The sequence below is a fragment of the Dolosicoccus paucivorans genome, assembly GCF_900100125.1.
Taxonomy (GTDB): Bacteria; Bacillota; Bacilli; order Lactobacillales; family Aerococcaceae; genus Dolosicoccus; species Dolosicoccus paucivorans.
Map to the genome: position 1 here is coordinate 19,050 of NZ_FNEL01000005.1, position 16,979 is coordinate 36,028.

Sequence of the window (16,979 nt, forward strand, 5' to 3'; positions counted from 1 at the left end):
TTACCATATTTAATATATTGTAAGTATAAAATAAATTTCTGCTTGTAATCTGTGTAACCTTTGCTATAATAATAAAAGAACTTTATCAAGATATTCTTGATAATGATTACTAAAGCTCGGAGGGAGGGGAACCTAATGTCAAAAATTACAGTTCGTGATAACGAATCATTAGATGACGCTCTTCGTCGCTTTAAACGTAATGTTTCAAGATCCGGTACTTTAAGAGAGTCACGTAAACGTGAATTTTATGAAAAGCCAAGCGTTCGTCGCAAAAAGAAATCTGAAGCAGCTCGTAAGCGTAAATTCTAATTTATAAAGCGATGATTTTTCTAGATGCTTGTCTAGAAGTGTATACAAAGTCTTCCGTAAGGTTATGGAAGACTTTTTTTGTTTAAATTTATGATTTTTTATGCTAATTGTGCTAACCTATAGTTATAATACTGAGTACAAAGGGGTCGAGTTTTTGACTAACGAAACAACTTATACAAACCAAATAATTATATCTAATACTCATTGGTTAATGGCTTTAATCGGGGATCATGACGCTCACATTAAAGTGATTGAAGAACAATTTCCTGTGACAGTATCCAATCGTGGCGAAGAATTGACTATTACAGGTCAAGACGAAGCAACGGTTGAATTAGTCACCCAATTGGTTCAAGTATTACTTCACCTTATTGAAGATGGCAAAACGCTTACGATGATGGATTTAGTTACAGCAATCAAAATGGCTAAAACAGAACATATCGATTACTTTTTAGACTTATATGAAAGAATTATTGGTCGAACTTATCATGGTAAAGCAATCCGCGTAAAAAACTTTGGCCAATTACAATACACACGCTCAGTCCAAAAGCATGACGTGACCTTTGGGATCGGTCCAGCAGGAACAGGGAAGACGTTTTTAGCGGTTGTTATGGCTGTTCAAGCTTTAAAGCAAGGCGAAGTCAAAAAAATTATTCTCACTCGTCCAGCGGTCGAAGCCGGGGAAAGTTTAGGGTTTTTACCAGGGGATTTAAAAGAAAAAGTAGACCCTTATTTAAGACCGATTTATGACGCACTCTATACAGTTTACGGAACAGAACATACAAATCGTTTAATGGAGCGAGGCGTTATTGAGATTGCTCCTTTAGCCTATATGAGAGGGCGAACATTAGATGACGCCTTTGTCATTTTAGATGAGGCACAAAATACAACTATTGCACAAATGAAAATGTTTCTGACTCGTCTTGGATTCGGATCAAAAATGATTATTAATGGGGATTTAACTCAAATTGACTTGCCTAAAGGAGTTAAATCAGGCTTAGTGGATGCTCGTCAAAAGCTTAAAGAAATTGACCGTATTAAGTTTGTTACCTTTGATGCTGATGATGTGGTAAGGCACCCTGTTGTAGCAGATATTATTAAAGCTTATGAAACTAAAGCCTAGAAAGGTTTGAATAGTATGTCGATCGAAATTATTGACGAATTAAATTACTTACAAGAAGCAGATTACCAAATGATTCAATCATTAATAGAACAATCTGCTACTTATTTAAAGCTAGATTCTGATTTTGAAGTGGATATTTCTTTAGTGGACAATGAACAAATACAGGAACTAAACGCCACTTATCGTCAGATTGATCGTCCGACGGATGTCTTAAGTTTTGCCTTAAACGATCAAGGAGTAGACGAAGAAGATTGGATGCTAGAATTAGAAGAAATGTCGAAGTTTTCAGGAGACATTATTATCTCCATCCCTAAAGCTAAAGAACAAGCAAAAGAGTATAACCATTCTTTTGAACGAGAATTAGGGTTTTTAGTGGTGCATGGCTTTTTACATTTAAACGGCTACGACCATGAAACCGAAGAAGAACGTCAAGAAATGTTCGCTATTCAAGAAAAGATACTGAACGCTTATGGCCTCACGCGATAAATTTCAAAAACATTATGCCAATCCTTCGGTATTTCATTCTTTGGCTGTTGCTTTATCAGGTGTTCGCCATGTTTTTAAGTATGAAATTAACTTTAAAATTGAACTGGGTATTTGTATCTTAGTATTCTTATCAGGCTTTATTTTTCACTATTCTTATTTAGAATGGGCTTTATTACTATTATGTATGGGGCTTGTTTTAGTGTGTGAATTGATCAATACAGCGATTGAAGCCGTGACGGATTTAGTAACCGGCAAAAGTTATCATATTCATGCTAAAGTCGCTAAAGATGCAGCCGCCGGAGCCGTTATGCTAGCAAGTTTAACATCTGTTTTAGTAGGGATGGCTATTGTTCTTCCAAAAATTTGGCTCTTTATTCAACCTATTATTCGTTCATTTTAAATGATCTACTCATGAAAGGAGTTTTTATGCAAACTAATCAATCATCTTTTCGCTCAGGATTTGTAGCGATTATCGGTCGTCCAAACGTAGGAAAATCGACTTTACTAAACCGTTTTGTTGGTCAAAAAGTAGCGATCATGTCCGATAAAGCTCAAACAACTCGTAACCGAATTCAAGGCGTTTATACTACTGATCACAGTCAAATTGTCTTTATCGATACTCCAGGCGTTCATAAACCTAAACACGCTTTAGGAGACTTTATGATGGAGACTACAAAGCAATCCATCAAAGGAGTAGACGCTATTTTAGTTGTCGTCAACGCTGATGAGAAAATGGGGCCAGGAGATCGCCATGTGATCGATACGATTCGTTCTTCTAAAGCGCCTGTATTTTTAGTCATTAATAAAATTGATCTTATTCATCCCGATGAGTTATTACCCATTATTGATCGCTATATGGAATACTATGACTTTGATGAAGTCTTTCCAGTTAGTGCTACCCAAGGCAATAACTTAGCCCAACTATTAAATCGACTAGAAGAAATTATTCCAGAAGGTCCTCAATATTATCCAACAGACCAAGTGAGCGATCATCCGGAGTACTTTATTATTTCTGAATTTATTCGTGAGAAAGTCCTATTACTGACTAGAGAAGAAATACCTCACTCCATTGCGGTCCAAGTTGAAAGTATGCACCGCGATGAAAACGACAAACTTGAAGTTCGCGCAACGATTATTGTCGAACGCAATAGTCAAAAAGGAATTATTATTGGTAAACAAGGATCAATGATCAAAAAAATCGGTCAAATGGCTCGTCGCGATATTGAAGAATTACTAGGGGAGAAAATTTTCTTAGAATTATGGGTAAAAGTTCAAAAGGATTGGCGTAATCGTCGCAGTCAATTGGCTGAATTTGGTTATCGTCCCGATGATTATTAATGAAAACTAGACCACTGCTAAGGCAGTGGTTTTTAGACTTTTAAAGGAGGGGTTTAAATTAATAAGTTATATATTGTACTCAATCATATTAATTACGCTCTACTTGCGATAATTGGTGGAGCACTCAATACTTTTTCACTCCTTGCTTTTGGCTTTACAGTGAGTCATCAAACAGGAAATGTAACCCGTTCAGTTGTAACTAGTTTAAATCATTCACCCGAACGCTTTTACTATATAATGCTTCCCATCGTTTTTGTGATCGGAGCATTTATCGCTGGTTTGATTTTCCCTTTTCCAAGACGTCACATTTCTAAGCGTTACGGCGGAAGCTTATTATTTTTAGGTTTCTTTTTATGGTTCATTTATCAATTGGACTTAACAGCTACTCAGCAATTGATTTGTTTAGCATGGATGACGGGATTTCAAAATAGTATTATTTTATATTTCCAAGGCATTCAAATACGGACAACTTTTCTTTCGGGTCCGTTATCTAACTTTGGCTATTTATTCGCTCAAGTCGTCAAAGGTCACTTATATAATTTACCGGTTGTCTTAAACCAATTATTTATTATTGGTTGTTATTTAATCGGAGCGGGATTAGGTGTTAGGATGCAACAAGAACAATGCGCTTTAACTTGGCTAAGTATTCCTTATATAGTCACAGCTGGTATTTTTTATTATATTGCTTACTTAACTAAAGAGGGTCATCACAATGAACGAGCAGTTTGACGGTGTCGTCTTGTTTAAACGTCCCTATAAAGAAAAAGATTTGTTAGTTAAAATATTTACTCAACCATATGGAACGAAAATGTTTTATATTAGACGAGGCCAAAGTGCCAATCACTCATTAGCGCCTCAATTAATGCCTATGACCTACAATCAATATATTGGGACCATTAATGAAGAAGGACTTTCATTTATAAAAGAAGCAACGACTTTGTCCTTTTATCCAGCGATTCAAGGCGATCCTTTAATTTATGCTTATGGCACCTATTTATTGCAATTAGTGGATGCTAGTCTACCAGATGAAACGCCTTCTAAGGAAGTATATCAGATGCTTCTTCAAGTATTACAACGAATGAATGTCAAAGAACCCGTTGAAATATTAATTAACTTTGTCGAATTGCATCTTCTAAAAGAATTTGGAGTTAACTTTGATTGGCGTGGGTGTGCTATATGTCATCGTCAAGAAGGCCCATTTGATTTCAGCGTAAGAAAAAACGGACTGCTTTGCCAAGAACATTGGATAGAAGATCCCGTTAGACTTCATATAGACCCTAAAGCAGTAGGGATCGCTAGAGTGCTTGCTTTAGTGCAATTAACGCAAATTGATGGAATTAAAGTGAGTCCATATATTAAAGAAGAGCTGCGACGTTTAATTGACGAAATTTATGAAGAATATGTTGGCATTCGCTTAAGGGCTAAAAGTTATTTAGATAAATTAAATCAACCCGATGAGTTTTTTAAAAAACAACAAGCCCTTTTAAAAAAGAGAAATCATTCTAGTGATTGACATTATCGTCAAAAATAGATAGAATATGGCTAACAAAAGCAATTTAAGAAGATAGTATAGCGACTTTAGGATGGTGGAAGCTAAAGCAAATCGTAGGCGCTTTTGGTACCAATTTAATAATTGATAAAGCGCTAGATGAATTCTAGAACTAGGGTGGAACCGCGAAATAATATTCGTCCCTATGGTTTTTATTAAACCATAGGGACTTTTTATATGTGAAAGGATAGAAACGAATGAAACCGCAAACATTACAAGACATTATATTAGAGTTACAAAAGTTTTGGGCTAAACAAGGATGTGCTATTTTACAAAGCTACGATACAGAAAAAGGAGCCGGAACAATGAGTCCATACACCTTTTTACGTGCCGTAGGACCAGAGCCTTGGAATGCTGCTTATGTTGAACCGTCTCGTCGACCAGCGGATGGTCGATACGGCGAAAACCCAAACCGTTTGTACCAACATCATCAATTTCAAGTAGTTATGAAACCATCTCCTTTAAATATTCAAGAACTTTATTTACAAAGTTTAGAAGTTTTAGGGATCAATCCTTTAGAACACGATATTCGTTTTGTTGAAGATAACTGGGAGAACCCTTCTTTAGGTTGTGCCGGGTTAGGCTGGGAAGTATGGATTGATGGGATGGAAATTACGCAATTTACTTACTTCCAACAAGTCGGAGGGTTAAAAGTAGATCCGGTAACCAGTGAGTTAACCTATGGTTTAGAACGAATCGCCATGTATATTTTAGACGTAGAAGACGTCTATGATTTAGACTGGGTTGAAGGAATTAAATACGGTGATATCTTCAAGCAACCAGAACGCGAACAATCAATCTATGCTTTTGATGAAAGTGACAGTCAACTTCTTCTTCGTTTATTTAACGATTATGAAGCAGAGGCTTTACGCTTATTAGACAAAGGATTGGTTCATCCGGCGTATGACTACATTTTAAAGTGTAGCCACACTTTTAATATGCTAGATGCTCGAGGTGTCATTTCAGTATCAGACCGCGCCACTTATTTAGCACGTATTCGTAAAGCAGCACGTTTAGTCGCTCAAACATTTGTAGACGAACGTGAAAAACTTGGTTTCCCGTTAATTAAAAAAGATCATGAAACATCTGAGGTGAATGAATAATGACACATACTTATTTATTAGAATTAGGACTGGAAGAAGTTCCAGCACGCTTTTTGAGATCCATTGAAGCCCAATTAGTTGAACGAGTTGAAACCTTTCTATCGGATCATCGTCTAACTTATCAGCATATTCAATCTTTTGCGACGCCACGTCGCTTTGCGGTATTAGTCGAAGGGTTAGCTGATAAACAAACTGACCAAAGTGAAAAATTAAGAGGACCTTCATTAAAAATAGCTCAAGCAGACGGAGAGTGGACTAAAGCAGCTCAAGGGTTTGTTAAAGGGCAAGGTCTTTCTACTGATGATATTGTCGTTGAAGAAGTGAAAGGTGAGCCTTATATCTTTGTTGAACGCTTTACAAAAGGAAAAGAAGCTAAAGATATTTTACCAAGTATCGTCAGCGTCTTAGAGCACATGCAATTTCCTGTTTCAATGACATGGAATACGCTTCATACCCCATATATTCGTCCCGTCCATTGGATTGTTTCATTATTAGATGAAACTGTTATTCCTTTTGAATTTTTAAACATTCAAGCTGGACGTAAAACAAATGGTCATCGCTTCTTAGGAAAAGAAGTTGAGCTAAATAAAGCAACAGACTATGAAGCGGCATTAAAAGAACAATTTGTAATTGCTGACTTTAATAAACGTCAACAAGAAATTGCTGATCAAATTAATCAACTAGCTAAAGATCATCAATGGGTTGTACCGATGGATGAAGAGCTACTAGAAGAAGTAACCGCAATTGTCGAATGGCCGACTGCTTTTTATGGTGGTTTCGATGAGAAATATTTACAAGTTCCTTCACCTGTATTAATTACGGCAATGAAAGACCACCAACGTTACTTCTACGTATTGAACCAACAAGAAGAGCTGCAACCTTACTTTATTTCCGTTCGCAATGGAAATGACTATGCTATTGATAATGTGGTTAGAGGTAACCAAAAAGTATTAAGAGCTCGTTTAGAGGATGCGTTATTCTTCTATGAAGATGATTTAAGTCATTCCATTGATTATTTTGTCGATAAACTCTCTCTTGTAAGAGAACATGCAAAAGTAGGAACATATACCGAAAAACAAGAGCGCGTTGCCTTTATTATTGAACAATTAGCTAACTTAACTGGTGAACAAACAGCAGCTGATGTGGCGATTCGCGCAGCTCATATTTATAAATTCGACTTAATGACTCAAGTAGTGAATGAGTTTGATGAGCTACAAGGTGTTATGGGCGGTATTTATGCTAAAGAATTTGGTGTTGATGATGACGTAGCACTAGCGATTAGCGAACAATACTTACCTAATAGTGAGCATCAATTACCATCTACAACAGCATCATCTCTACTTGCGTTTAGCGACAAACTAGATACTGTCTTACAGTTTTTCAATCAAGAAATGATCCCGACAGGCTCAAGCGATCCTTTTGCTTTACGCCGCGCCACTTTAGGGATGATTGAAATTGCTTTAAACGAACAATGGGATTTTTCATTCCAAGAGTTATTCCAAGCTGTCGCAGCTAAAGAGTCATTTAACACTGAATTATACGCTTCATTTGCTAATTTTGTTAAAGCGCGTCTACAATTATTACTGAGCCAAAAACAGATTGACAATGATATTATTCAAAGTGACTTAAAAGCTCGACGTATGAACGTATTAAAAACGGTGAAGCGTGCTCAATCATTAATGGAGTATAAAAAAGCTCATCCTGAAGACTACAGTCATTTAGTTGAAGCGTTATCACGCGTAGTGAATTTAGGAGCTAAAGTAGAAGAAGACTCTGTCATTGATGCGTCATTAAGTCAATCAGAATCAGAAAAACAATTAATTCAATTAGTATTGCAATTACACTCTAAACGCGATTCGACTTCTTTATTAGAGTTATTCACCCCATTGGTTGAACCGATTAGTCGTTACTTTGAAGAAAATATGGTCAATCATGAAGATGACGTTATTAGACAAAACCGTCTAGCAACTTTAGGTCGTCTGACTCAATATCTTTTAGATGAATTCGATCCAAGAGAATTAATTAGTAAATTTTAATATTAAAAGAAAGGAGAAAGGGGATGTCAAACTTTATCGATTACGCTAAAGTGAATGTCCGAGCAGGAAAAGGCGGCGATGGTATCGTCGCTTTTAGACGTGAAAAATATGTTCCTGATGGAGGTCCAGCCGGCGGAGACGGCGGACGAGGAGGGGATGTTATTTTCCGTGTAGATGAAGGCTTAAGTACATTAATGGACTTTAGATATAATCGTCACTTTAGAGCTAAAAATGGTGAAAACGGCATGAGTAAAAGTAAATATGGTGCCGGAGCAGATGATTTAATTGTCATGGTTCCTCAAGGAACTCTTGTCCGTCACGCTGAAACAGGTCAATTGATTGCTGATTTAAAAGAGCATGATCAAGAAGTAGTCATTGCTAAAGGCGGACGGGGAGGACGAGGTAATAAACGCTTTGCAACTCACCGCAATCCAGCGCCTTCTATTGCCGAAAACGGGGAACCTGGAGAAGAATTAGATGTTATTCTTGAATTGAAATTGCTTGCTGATGTTGGTTTAGTGGGTTACCCAAGTGTTGGTAAGTCAACTTTATTATCAGTTGTCAGTAACGCCACCCCTAAAATTGCCGACTACCAATTTACTACGCTCGCTCCTAATTTAGGGTTGGTTGATTTAGGATATGGTCAAGAATTTGTATTAGCAGATATGCCAGGAATTATTGAAGGGGCTTCTGAAGGGGTCGGATTAGGTTTAACCTTTTTAAGACATATCGAACGAACTAAAGTGTTACTTCATATTATCGATATGGCAGCCACTCATGGGCGGGATCCTTATCAAGATTTTGTAGATATTATGGAAGAATTAGAAAACTACAATCCGATTCTTTTAGAACGTCCCATGATTATTGTCGCTAATAAAATGGACTTACCATTGTTTCAAGAAAACTTGGAAGAGTTCACTCAAAAAGTCAATCAATATTATCAAGAACATCAACTGCCAGTACCAGATATTGTCTCAATTAGTGCCTATCAAACTAAAGGTGTCGATGACTTGATGCGACAAACCTATGATTTACTTCAATCGAGCGAATATATTCCACTTGAAGAAGAAGCAGTGGAAGAAGTAGCTTATTACACAGTTGAAGAAGAAGAGAAACCGTTTGAAATTCATCAGCTAGGTGACGGTTATTGGGAGATTACAGGAGAGCGGATTGTTAAGTTGTATCGCATGACAAATATGTCCCACGATGAAAGTATCGCCCGTTTTTCTCGTCAAATGCGTAGTATGGGGATTGATCAAACATTACGTGATTTAGGAGCTCAATCAGGAGATATCGTTGAACTTGATGGTTTCCAGTTTGAGTTCATGGATTAGGTGATCATAATGAAACAGCGATTAAGAGTTTTTGATGGTCTTAAAGGAATATCAATTTTACTGATTATTTCTTACTATTTCTTCCAGCATATTATGCCAGGCGGATATCTAGCCGTTAATACTTTTTTAGCCATTGGCGGCTTTTTCAACATTCGTCACTTTTATCGAAAAGAACTCACGGAGCAGCCTTATAAAGTTGGACAATTTTATCGTCAGCGAATTGAACGGATCTTCTTCCCGCTACTAGCGATGATTATTACAGTTGGTACCTATATCTTACTGTTTGCTCGCGATTATTTGTTTAACTTAAGAAATATGGCTCTTTCTTCACTCGTTTTTCTTAATAACTATTACCAAATCATGAACGAACAATCTTACTTTATTCAAGCGGCGAACCCAAGTCCTTTTGTTCATTTATGGTATATTTCTTTATTCGTGCAATTAATGCTATTGACGCCACTATTAACAGCTGGTTTATACCGTTGGCACAAACGTCCGACAGTAGCAGCAGGGTTTATGTTACTTTTAGGGTTTGTATCTGCTGTTTTAATCGGTTATCTTTACCAACCCGGCGCAGATCCTACTCGTCTTTACTACAGTATTGATACTCGAGCATTTGCTTACTTTTTCGGGGGAGCTTTAGGGTTTTTATTACCGATTCAACTAAAACCAGCTCCTTTATCTAAAAAAGCTCGTTGGATTTTTGATGGGTTATCTCTTGTATTCATCGCTTTATTATTTGCGATGGCTAAATACATGTACGGTACCCAACCAGTAGCTTATCGATTCGGGATGCAGTTATTTACTATTCTTTCCTTAGGATTAATGGTAACCGCGCTGCATCCGCAAACATGGATGAATCGATTGATCGGCTCTCGAGTGTTTAGTTTTTTTGGTAAAAGAAGTTTATCTTATTACTTATGGTTCTATCCTGTTCATTTACTCATGCCTGAAAATATTGGTTGGTTAAACCAAAACCTTTTAATCAATCTACTCGTTCAGTTTATTATTATTATGATTTTAGCTGAAGTAAGCTATCGCTTATTTGAAAATCATCAAATGGACTTACCGATTGGTCAAAGTTTCAATTGGCAAAAAACTAAATATCAAATTAATTATTTATTACAGCATCCCGGTCAATTAAAAGGAATTAAAGCAGTTGCTGTGACTTATACATTGTTTTTTGTGTTAGGAAGTTTGTCTATTTTAGCAGCGCCTGAACAACGTAATGAAACAGCCAAAGAAATTGAAGAAACGATTGCCAAAAACCAAGAAGTGGTCAAAGATAGTCAAGAAAAAAGTGACGAAGTTAATCGAGTCATTAATAACATTGAAGGCTTAGGTCGTAAAGAGTTGCTGTATGCGAATGCTTTAGATGTATCATTTATCGGAGACTCTGTCTTTCTTTCAGCCGCCGATAAGTTAAAAGAAGTCTTTCCTCAAGGAATTATCGAAGCAAATGTTGGACAACAGCTTTACAACAGCGGTGTGCTTGTTAGTTCAATGAAACAAATGGAGTTATTAAAACCTACAGTTGTAGTTTACTTAGGTAATAACGGAACATATACTCGTGCTCAATTGGATGACTTTATTGAACTGATAGGATCAGACCATCGCATTTACTTCTTAACTTCACCGATTAATCGTCCGTGGATTACAGATGCTAATAAACAATTACAAAGTGCTAGCGAACGGTACGATAATGTAAACTTGCTGGATTGGGCGAGTGTTGCTAAAGATCATCCAGAGTGGTTTGTAGAAGATGAAGTTCATCCTTCGACTCAAGGAGCTTTAGAAATGGCTAAATTTATTGCAAATGAACTCTATAAATTACGCTAGGAGGTTATAAATGAAGTTAATGTTTTTAGGAACAGGCGCAGGTGTGCCTAGTCGTCATCGTAACGTCAGCTCACTTGCTTTAATGCTCCTAGACGAACTCAATGAAATATGGTTATTTGATTGCGGCGAGGCGACTCAACATCAAATTTTAAAAACTAATTTAAAGCCTAGAAAAATCACTAAAATATTTATTACTCATTTACATGGTGATCATATTTTCGGATTACCAGGTTTAGTGAGTAGTCGCTCCTTTCAAGGTGGAGATGATCCTTTAACCATTTATGGACCGAGAGGAATTAAACAATATGTTTTAACAAGTTTAAAAATTAGTGGGACTCATTTATCTTATCCACTCAATTTTGTTGAATTAGATCCTAAGGGAGGACAGCTCCAATTTAATAAAGGATGGAAAGTAGAATACTTACCTCTTGATCACGGCGTCCTATCCTTTGGATATCGTATTATCGAACCCTTTAAGCAAGGAGAACTATTAATCGATAAATTAAAACAATACAATATTCCAAGCGGACCTATTTATGGACAATTAAAAAACCGTCAAACTGTCACTTTAGAAGACGGGACGGTTCTTGACGGGAATGATTTTGTAGGACCCAATATTCGCGGGCATTTAGTGGCTATATTAGGCGACACACGTCCTCACCGAAATGCTGAAGTTTTAGCAAAAGACGTTGATGTTTTAGTTCATGAAGCCACCTTTGAAAAAGATGAAAGTAAGATGGCACGCAACTACTTCCACTCAACAACCCAACAAGCTGCTTTATTAGCTAAAAAGTGTGATGTTAAAGAATTGTTTTTAACCCACATTAGTGCTCGTTATATGGGACAAGCTTGTCAACAACTTTTAAAAGAAGCCAAAGAAACTTTTAAAAATGTTCACTTAGTGTCCGATTTAGACGTGTATGAGATCCAACGAGTTGAAGATGAATGAAGACGTTAAAAAATCAAGTAATTTTACTTACGGGTGCAACCGGCGGGATTGGCTCGCAAATCGCTAAACGACTAGCGAAGGAGTCAATTACACTTTTACTGGTGGCTCGAAATAAAGAAAAATTGCATCAACTTACTCAGTCTCTTAAACCAAATAGCTCAGCCACTTTAGTTCCGTTGTCTTACGATTTAACAGATTCTACTAAAGTTCAACAGCTGGCTAAAGAAATAATGTATCGTTACAAACACGTTGATCAAGTAGTTCATGCTGCTGGAGTTGGGGATTTTAAACCTTTTGTAGATTTTTCGACAGCAGAAATAGATGAGATGATACAAGGCAATACATTAAGCGTTATGTATTTATTTTCTGCTTTTTTGCCTTATATGACATCTCGCCAAAAAGGTCGCTGGACTATTATTGCTTCGAGCGGTGGCGAAGTGGCCACTCCATCTTCTAGCGTGTATTCTGCTAGTAAATTTGCTATAATCGGGTTAACCAATGCAATCCGAATGGAAATTCGACCAAATCAGCTAGAATTGACCGTCGTCAATCCTGGTCCGGTCGACACACCGTTTCATCATCGAAACCCACAGATGAAAGCTTACCTTGAAAAAGTAAAGTGGATGGCTCTAAAACCAGACACTGTTGCTAAAAAAGTGGTTAAAAATATGAAACGAACTAAAATGAAAAAAACAATGACCCTTCCTTGGTTTTTATCCTTAGCTGCTAGAGGGTATGGACTAGCTCCCAACCTAGCAGATTGGGTCATTACTCATTTTTTTAATTATAAGGAGGAGAACCGATGAAGCAACAATGGAAAATCATTTTTGTTATTATTTTAATGATTTTAGTCGTAACTTTCGCTATTCAAAACACTGTTGCTGTTCCTATTAATTATTTTGTCGGAACAGTAGAAGTACCTCTTGTTTTAGTGATCTTACTTTGTTTGTTACTAGGAGTTATTATCGGTCTAGTGGGATCGCTAACAGCTCTTCAAGCGTCTCGTAAAGCTAATCGAACGTTAGAAGGAGAGTTGCGGGCTGCTAAAGCAGATCATATGGATAAAATCCAAGAAAAAGATCGCCAGCTCGCTGAATTAAGAGATAAGTTACGAAACGAAGCTCAAGCGACTGATCACACTGCTGTCTATCAACCTTCAACAGAATTGTAGGAGAACGATTAAATGAAGAACTTAGCACGGTATCAATGGCAAAACCCTCAACTGCCAGAAGATACAACTACACTCATTAAGCAATTACAAGAAGCGGGATTGAACTATTCGCCCGCTTTTTTACGTGTTTGTATTGCTCGAGGGTTAACCACAAAAGAAGCCATTGAAATAGCAACAGATGAAACACCTCAATTATTTCATGATGCATTTTTAATGTACGACATGGAAAAAGCGACTCAGCGGATTATGACAGCTATCCAAGAAGGGGAGCGGATTCTAGTTTATGGCGATTATGATGCAGATGGTATTACGAGTACTCTTATTGTCGTTGAGGCTTTAGAAAGCTTGGGCGCGGATGTTATTTATCATTTGCCTAATCGTTTTACTGATGGCTATGGACCGAATTTAAAGCAGTATCAGCATTATGTTGAAGAAGAAAATGTAAGACTTATTATTACTGTAGATAATGGAGTCGCTGGATTTGAAGCGATTGAATGGGCTCAATCTCATGATGTAGATGTTATTGTCACTGATCATCATGAAATTCAAGAGGAATTACCACCCAGCTACGCTTTTGTTCACCCTCAACATCCAAAAGGAGAGTATCCTTTTAGTGACTTAGCAGGTGCGGGTGTTGCTTTAAAATTGGTAACAGCTTTATTAGAAGATGTTCCACCTGAAGCTTTAGAGTTAGCCGCTATTGGAACCATTGCAGATATGGTTAGTTTAACTGATGAAAACCGCACCATTGTATTAGCGGGTCTTAGCATTATGAAACAAACGCCAAGAATTGGCCTAGCATTACTTTTTCAACAAGAAAATATTGAAACAACCAATTTAGATGCTGATACGATTGGCTTTCAAGTTGGTCCTCGTCTAAATGCTTTAGGGCGTTTAGAAGATCCGACTCCGGCTTTAGAATTACTGCAAACCGATGATGAAGTACAAGCGCAACAGCTGTTAACTTTAATTAATGATGTCAATCAGCGTCGTAAAGATATTGTTGAAGAAATCGTTCAACAAATTGATAAGCAGTTGAAAGACTTACCTACCTTACCCAATATTATTGTTTTATCAAATCCATCTTGGCCAGCAGGTGTTTTAGGGATTGTAGCTGGACGAATTACTAATAAATATCATCGTCCCTCCATTATGTTTCAACAGCTAGATGACGAACAGATTTTTAAAGGAAGTGCTCGCAGTATTCCGGCGGTAAATATTTTTGAATTATTATCTTTAGTAAAAGATCATATTTTATATTTTGGAGGTCATGCTCAAGCAGCGGGGATGACAGTTGCTGCGGATGAATTTGATCGCTTTAAGCAAGCGTTAGAAGAAGTAGCGATGACTTATGAAGAGCAAATTCATCAACCTGAAACATTAAAGGTTGATTTAGTGGCTAAATTACAAGAAATTAATTTAGATTTCATTGAAGAAATTCAACAATTGGGTCCTTTTGGTATGCACAACCCCAAACCGAATGTTTTAATTAATGAAGCGATATTAGCTACTAAGCAATACGTTGGAATTAATCGTCAGCATGTTAAGTTTAATTTAGTCGATGAAGATAATGACGACTTAGATGGCATTGCCTTTTCACAAGCAGACCGGTTTAATTTATTAAATCAAGGACAAAAAGTCGATATGGTGGGACAACTTTCCATTAATGAATGGCAAGGCAAAAGAACGCCACAATTAATGTTAGAAGATTTAGGAATCGATGATATTCAATGGATCGACCAACGTAGTAGTCAAATACCTGCTGACTTTTTCCATCGTTCTCAAGCAGTCTATTTATTTAAAACACCCAAACTTTTAAAAACTTATCAATCAACGATTCCAGAAACAAGTCAAAGCTTTTTATATTCTGATGAAGTAGTTGATTTGTTAAATAAAAAATATTTAGTGTTCGTTGAACCTCCGGAAAGTATTGAACTTGCAAGAGAATGGATTGATCGATTCGAAGGCTCTCAAATCATTGTTGGAACCTTTGTACATCAATCAAAATATCTTATCGGCGCTCCCACAAGAAAAGAGTTCGCAACCGTCTATCGCTGGTTAGAAAACCAAGAGCCTTTTGTTCTCGCAAAAGAGCTATCAAAGCTAGCCCAACAGTTCAAGATTGAAGTTCCTAAATTAATTACAATTTTCCATGTGTTTTTACAGGCGAATTTTGTTACAATTGACGAGGGGCGTGTTGTCTTTCAACACCCAACAACACAAGCAGTAGATTTGACACAATTTCCTGCGATGGTGGCCTATATGGATGAAATGAAAGCAGAAAAGCTATTTGTTTATTCTGATTTCCAACAATTGGTCAATTATTTTATATCCAAGTAGAGGAGAAAGAAAATGAAACTAGAAGATTATATTGCACGCGTGGATGATTACCCTCATGAAGGGATTATCTTTAGAGATATTACCCCTTTAATGGCGGATGGCAAAGCTTATCACGAAGCAACTCAACGCATTGTTGAATATGCCAAATCAAAAGATGTTGATGTAATTGTAGGGCCTGAAGCTCGCGGCTTTATTACTGGTTGTCCAGTGGCGTATGCTTTAGAAATCGGTTTTGTTCCTGTTCGCAAAAAAGGTAAACTACCTCGTAAGACCATTGAAGTGGATTACGGACTAGAGTACGGTAAAGACGTCTTAACCATTCACGAAGATGCGATTAAACCAGGAATGAAAGTTTTAATTGTCGATGATTTACTTGCAACAGGCGGTACGATTGAAGCAAGTATTAAACTCGTTGAACAACTAGGCGGAGAAGTGGTAGGTTGTGCCTTCTTAATTGAATTAGTTGAGTTAGAAGGTTACAAAAAATTACATGATAAAGATTACATTGCGTTAATGCAATATTAAAAAAAACAAACCAGATGAAGCAATTCAATTTGATAGGCTTCATCTGGTTTTTATATTACATTTGACGATATAAACTAATGACTTTACCTAAAATGGTTACGTCATCAACGATAATATCTTCCATCGTATCATTTTCAGGACGTAAAATATGGAAATGATCTTGACGGTAATAAGTTTTACAAGTGGCTTCATCTTCGTTCGTTAATGCAATAACGATCTCTCCATTGTTAGCAGTCGGTTGTCTACGGACTGTAATTAAATCGCCATCCATAATCCCAGCGTTAATCATACTTTCTCCGCTAATTTCTAACATGAATAAATCGTTAGCATTCGTATTCAAATGAGGAGGGACTGGGTAGAAATCGATTGCTTCTTCGACAGCTAGGATAGGAGCTCCCGCTGCAACGCGACCGAGTAAGGGGATTTCTTCATTAGGATTAATACCTAAAGCTTTAAAGCCTAAGTCAGTCAGTTCAATAGCGCGAGTTTTACTAGCATTACGAGTAATGAACTCATTTTTCTCAAGACGGGAAAGATGGCCATGAACCGTGGAGGTGGATGATAAACCAACACTCGTGCCGATTTCTCTAACAGTCGGTGGATAGCCGTTGGTTTCAATACTTTGGTGAATACATTCTAAAATTTGTAATTGTTTATCGGAAATGGATGTCATATTTATCAACTCTTTCATTATAGGTACGTTTATTGTAACAAAGATGAGAAGGGATCACAAACAAATGTTCGTCTAAAAATTGCTGATTATTCCTTGTCCAATCATTATATCCAATGTTCCAAATGTTTTAACTTGTCTAAAGTATCATTCATTTGTCGCAAGTGCACAAATAAATAAATTAATTTATTTATATAAAATCGTTTTCCA

The 16,979-nt window shown here is 36.9% G+C and carries 17 protein-coding genes; 16 read left to right on the plus strand and 1 reads right to left on the minus strand.

The genetic code is table 11. The annotated features are described in order from the left end of the window. Nucleotides 1-135 precede the first annotated feature (135 nt). The 16 genes from rpsU (at nt 136) to BLR79_RS01690 (ending at nt 16,099) form a co-directional block, all read left to right on the plus strand. Nucleotides 136-309: a 30S ribosomal protein S21 gene (rpsU, locus tag BLR79_RS01615; protein ID WP_092084215.1), complete on the plus strand. Its 174-nt coding sequence runs from the start codon at nt 136-138 to the stop codon at nt 307-309. Between the two features lie 154 nt (nt 310-463). Next, nucleotides 464-1,429 carry a PhoH family protein gene (locus BLR79_RS01620; protein ID WP_180955446.1) on the plus strand — a complete coding sequence of 322 codons (966 nt, stop codon included), beginning with the start codon at nt 464-466 and terminating at the stop codon, nt 1,427-1,429. Nucleotides 1,430-1,444: 15 nt separating this feature from the next. Further along, nucleotides 1,445-1,915 carry an rRNA maturation RNase YbeY gene (gene ybeY / locus BLR79_RS01625; RefSeq protein WP_092084219.1) on the plus strand — a complete coding sequence of 157 codons (471 nt, stop codon included), beginning with the start codon at nt 1,445-1,447 and terminating at the stop codon, nt 1,913-1,915. Then, the gene (locus BLR79_RS01630) at nt 1,899-2,315 is read left to right on the plus strand and encodes a diacylglycerol kinase family protein (protein ID WP_092084220.1); all 417 of its coding nucleotides are present in this window, start codon (nt 1,899-1,901) and stop codon (nt 2,313-2,315) included. The genes ybeY and BLR79_RS01630 overlap by 17 nt, the downstream gene beginning before the upstream one ends. Before the next feature lie 26 nt (nt 2,316-2,341). Continuing rightward, a complete protein-coding gene (gene era / locus BLR79_RS01635) occupies nt 2,342-3,253 on the plus strand; it encodes a GTPase Era (RefSeq protein WP_092084222.1) in 912 nt (303 codons plus the stop codon). A gap of 108 nt (nt 3,254-3,361) precedes the next feature. Further along, on the plus strand, nt 3,362-3,982 hold the full coding sequence (locus tag BLR79_RS01640) for a DUF1275 family protein (protein ID WP_257993576.1): 621 nt from the start codon (nt 3,362-3,364) through the stop codon (nt 3,980-3,982). Next, the gene (gene recO / locus BLR79_RS01645) at nt 3,966-4,766 is read left to right on the plus strand and encodes a DNA repair protein RecO (protein WP_092084226.1); all 801 of its coding nucleotides are present in this window, start codon (nt 3,966-3,968) and stop codon (nt 4,764-4,766) included. The genes BLR79_RS01640 and recO overlap by 17 nt, the downstream gene beginning before the upstream one ends. Nucleotides 4,767-4,999: 233 nt before the next feature. After that, nucleotides 5,000-5,905, plus strand: coding sequence for a glycine--tRNA ligase subunit alpha (glyQ, locus tag BLR79_RS01650; RefSeq protein WP_092084228.1), 906 nt, complete (start codon nt 5,000-5,002; stop codon nt 5,903-5,905). Beyond that, nucleotides 5,905-7,941 (plus strand): glycine--tRNA ligase subunit beta, encoded by a 2,037-nt coding sequence (glyS, locus tag BLR79_RS01655; protein ID WP_092084229.1) that lies wholly within the window; start codon nt 5,905-5,907, stop codon nt 7,939-7,941. The genes glyQ and glyS overlap by 1 nt, the downstream gene beginning before the upstream one ends. 23 nt (nt 7,942-7,964) lie before the next feature. Beyond that, complete coding sequence (obgE, locus tag BLR79_RS01660; RefSeq protein ID WP_092084231.1) at nt 7,965-9,275, plus strand: GTPase ObgE; 1,311 nt, start codon at nt 7,965-7,967, stop codon at nt 9,273-9,275. A 9-nt stretch (nt 9,276-9,284) separates the two neighbouring features. Then, a complete protein-coding gene (locus BLR79_RS01665) occupies nt 9,285-11,114 on the plus strand; it encodes an acyltransferase family protein (RefSeq protein ID WP_092084233.1) in 1,830 nt (609 codons plus the stop codon). 10 nt (nt 11,115-11,124) lie between these two features. After that, a complete protein-coding gene (gene rnz, locus BLR79_RS01670; protein WP_092084235.1) occupies nt 11,125-12,063 on the plus strand; it encodes a ribonuclease Z in 939 nt (312 codons plus the stop codon). Continuing rightward, the gene (locus tag BLR79_RS01675) at nt 12,060-12,869 is read left to right on the plus strand and encodes an SDR family NAD(P)-dependent oxidoreductase (protein ID WP_092084237.1); all 810 of its coding nucleotides are present in this window, start codon (nt 12,060-12,062) and stop codon (nt 12,867-12,869) included. The genes rnz and BLR79_RS01675 overlap by 4 nt, the downstream gene beginning before the upstream one ends. Then, a complete protein-coding gene (locus tag BLR79_RS01680) occupies nt 12,866-13,234 on the plus strand; it encodes a lipopolysaccharide assembly protein LapA domain-containing protein (RefSeq protein WP_092084239.1) in 369 nt (122 codons plus the stop codon). Before BLR79_RS01675 ends, BLR79_RS01680 begins: the two co-directional genes overlap by 4 nt. A gap of 12 nt (nt 13,235-13,246) precedes the next feature. Further along, the gene (gene recJ / locus BLR79_RS01685) at nt 13,247-15,574 is read left to right on the plus strand and encodes a single-stranded-DNA-specific exonuclease RecJ (protein ID WP_092084241.1); all 2,328 of its coding nucleotides are present in this window, start codon (nt 13,247-13,249) and stop codon (nt 15,572-15,574) included. Between the two features lie 12 nt (nt 15,575-15,586). Continuing rightward, nucleotides 15,587-16,099, plus strand: coding sequence for an adenine phosphoribosyltransferase (locus BLR79_RS01690; RefSeq protein WP_092084243.1), 513 nt, complete (start codon nt 15,587-15,589; stop codon nt 16,097-16,099). Between the two features lie 55 nt (nt 16,100-16,154). On the opposite strand, the gene lexA is transcribed toward BLR79_RS01690, so the two are convergent. Then, on the minus strand, nt 16,155-16,772 hold the full coding sequence (lexA, locus tag BLR79_RS01695; RefSeq protein ID WP_092084245.1) for a transcriptional repressor LexA: 618 nt from the start codon (nt 16,770-16,772) through the stop codon (nt 16,155-16,157). Nucleotides 16,773-16,979 lie beyond the last annotated feature (207 nt).

Bases quoted from the DNA above. Each gene is read 5' to 3' on its own strand.
- recO (WP_092084226.1), top strand. From the start codon at position 3,966: ATGAACGAGCAGTTTGACGGTGTCGTCTTGTTTAAACGTCCCTATAAA.
- ybeY (WP_092084219.1), top strand. From the start codon at position 1,445: ATGTCGATCGAAATTATTGACGAATTAAATTACTTACAAGAAGCAGAT.
- lexA (WP_092084245.1), bottom strand. From the start codon at position 16,772: ATGACATCCATTTCCGATAAACAATTACAAATTTTAGAATGTATTCAC.
- rpsU (WP_092084215.1), top strand. From the start codon at position 136: ATGTCAAAAATTACAGTTCGTGATAACGAATCATTAGATGACGCTCTT.
- BLR79_RS01630 (WP_092084220.1), top strand. From the start codon at position 1,899: ATGGCCTCACGCGATAAATTTCAAAAACATTATGCCAATCCTTCGGTA.
- glyS (WP_092084229.1), top strand. From the start codon at position 5,905: ATGACACATACTTATTTATTAGAATTAGGACTGGAAGAAGTTCCAGCA.
- era (WP_092084222.1), top strand. From the start codon at position 2,342: ATGCAAACTAATCAATCATCTTTTCGCTCAGGATTTGTAGCGATTATC.
- glyQ (WP_092084228.1), top strand. From the start codon at position 5,000: ATGAAACCGCAAACATTACAAGACATTATATTAGAGTTACAAAAGTTT.
- recJ (WP_092084241.1), top strand. From the start codon at position 13,247: ATGAAGAACTTAGCACGGTATCAATGGCAAAACCCTCAACTGCCAGAA.
- BLR79_RS01665 (WP_092084233.1), top strand. From the start codon at position 9,285: ATGAAACAGCGATTAAGAGTTTTTGATGGTCTTAAAGGAATATCAATT.
- BLR79_RS01675 (WP_092084237.1), top strand. From the start codon at position 12,060: ATGAAGACGTTAAAAAATCAAGTAATTTTACTTACGGGTGCAACCGGC.
- BLR79_RS01680 (WP_092084239.1), top strand. From the start codon at position 12,866: ATGAAGCAACAATGGAAAATCATTTTTGTTATTATTTTAATGATTTTA.
- BLR79_RS01690 (WP_092084243.1), top strand. From the start codon at position 15,587: ATGAAACTAGAAGATTATATTGCACGCGTGGATGATTACCCTCATGAA.
- obgE (WP_092084231.1), top strand. From the start codon at position 7,965: ATGTCAAACTTTATCGATTACGCTAAAGTGAATGTCCGAGCAGGAAAA.
- rnz (WP_092084235.1), top strand. From the start codon at position 11,125: ATGAAGTTAATGTTTTTAGGAACAGGCGCAGGTGTGCCTAGTCGTCAT.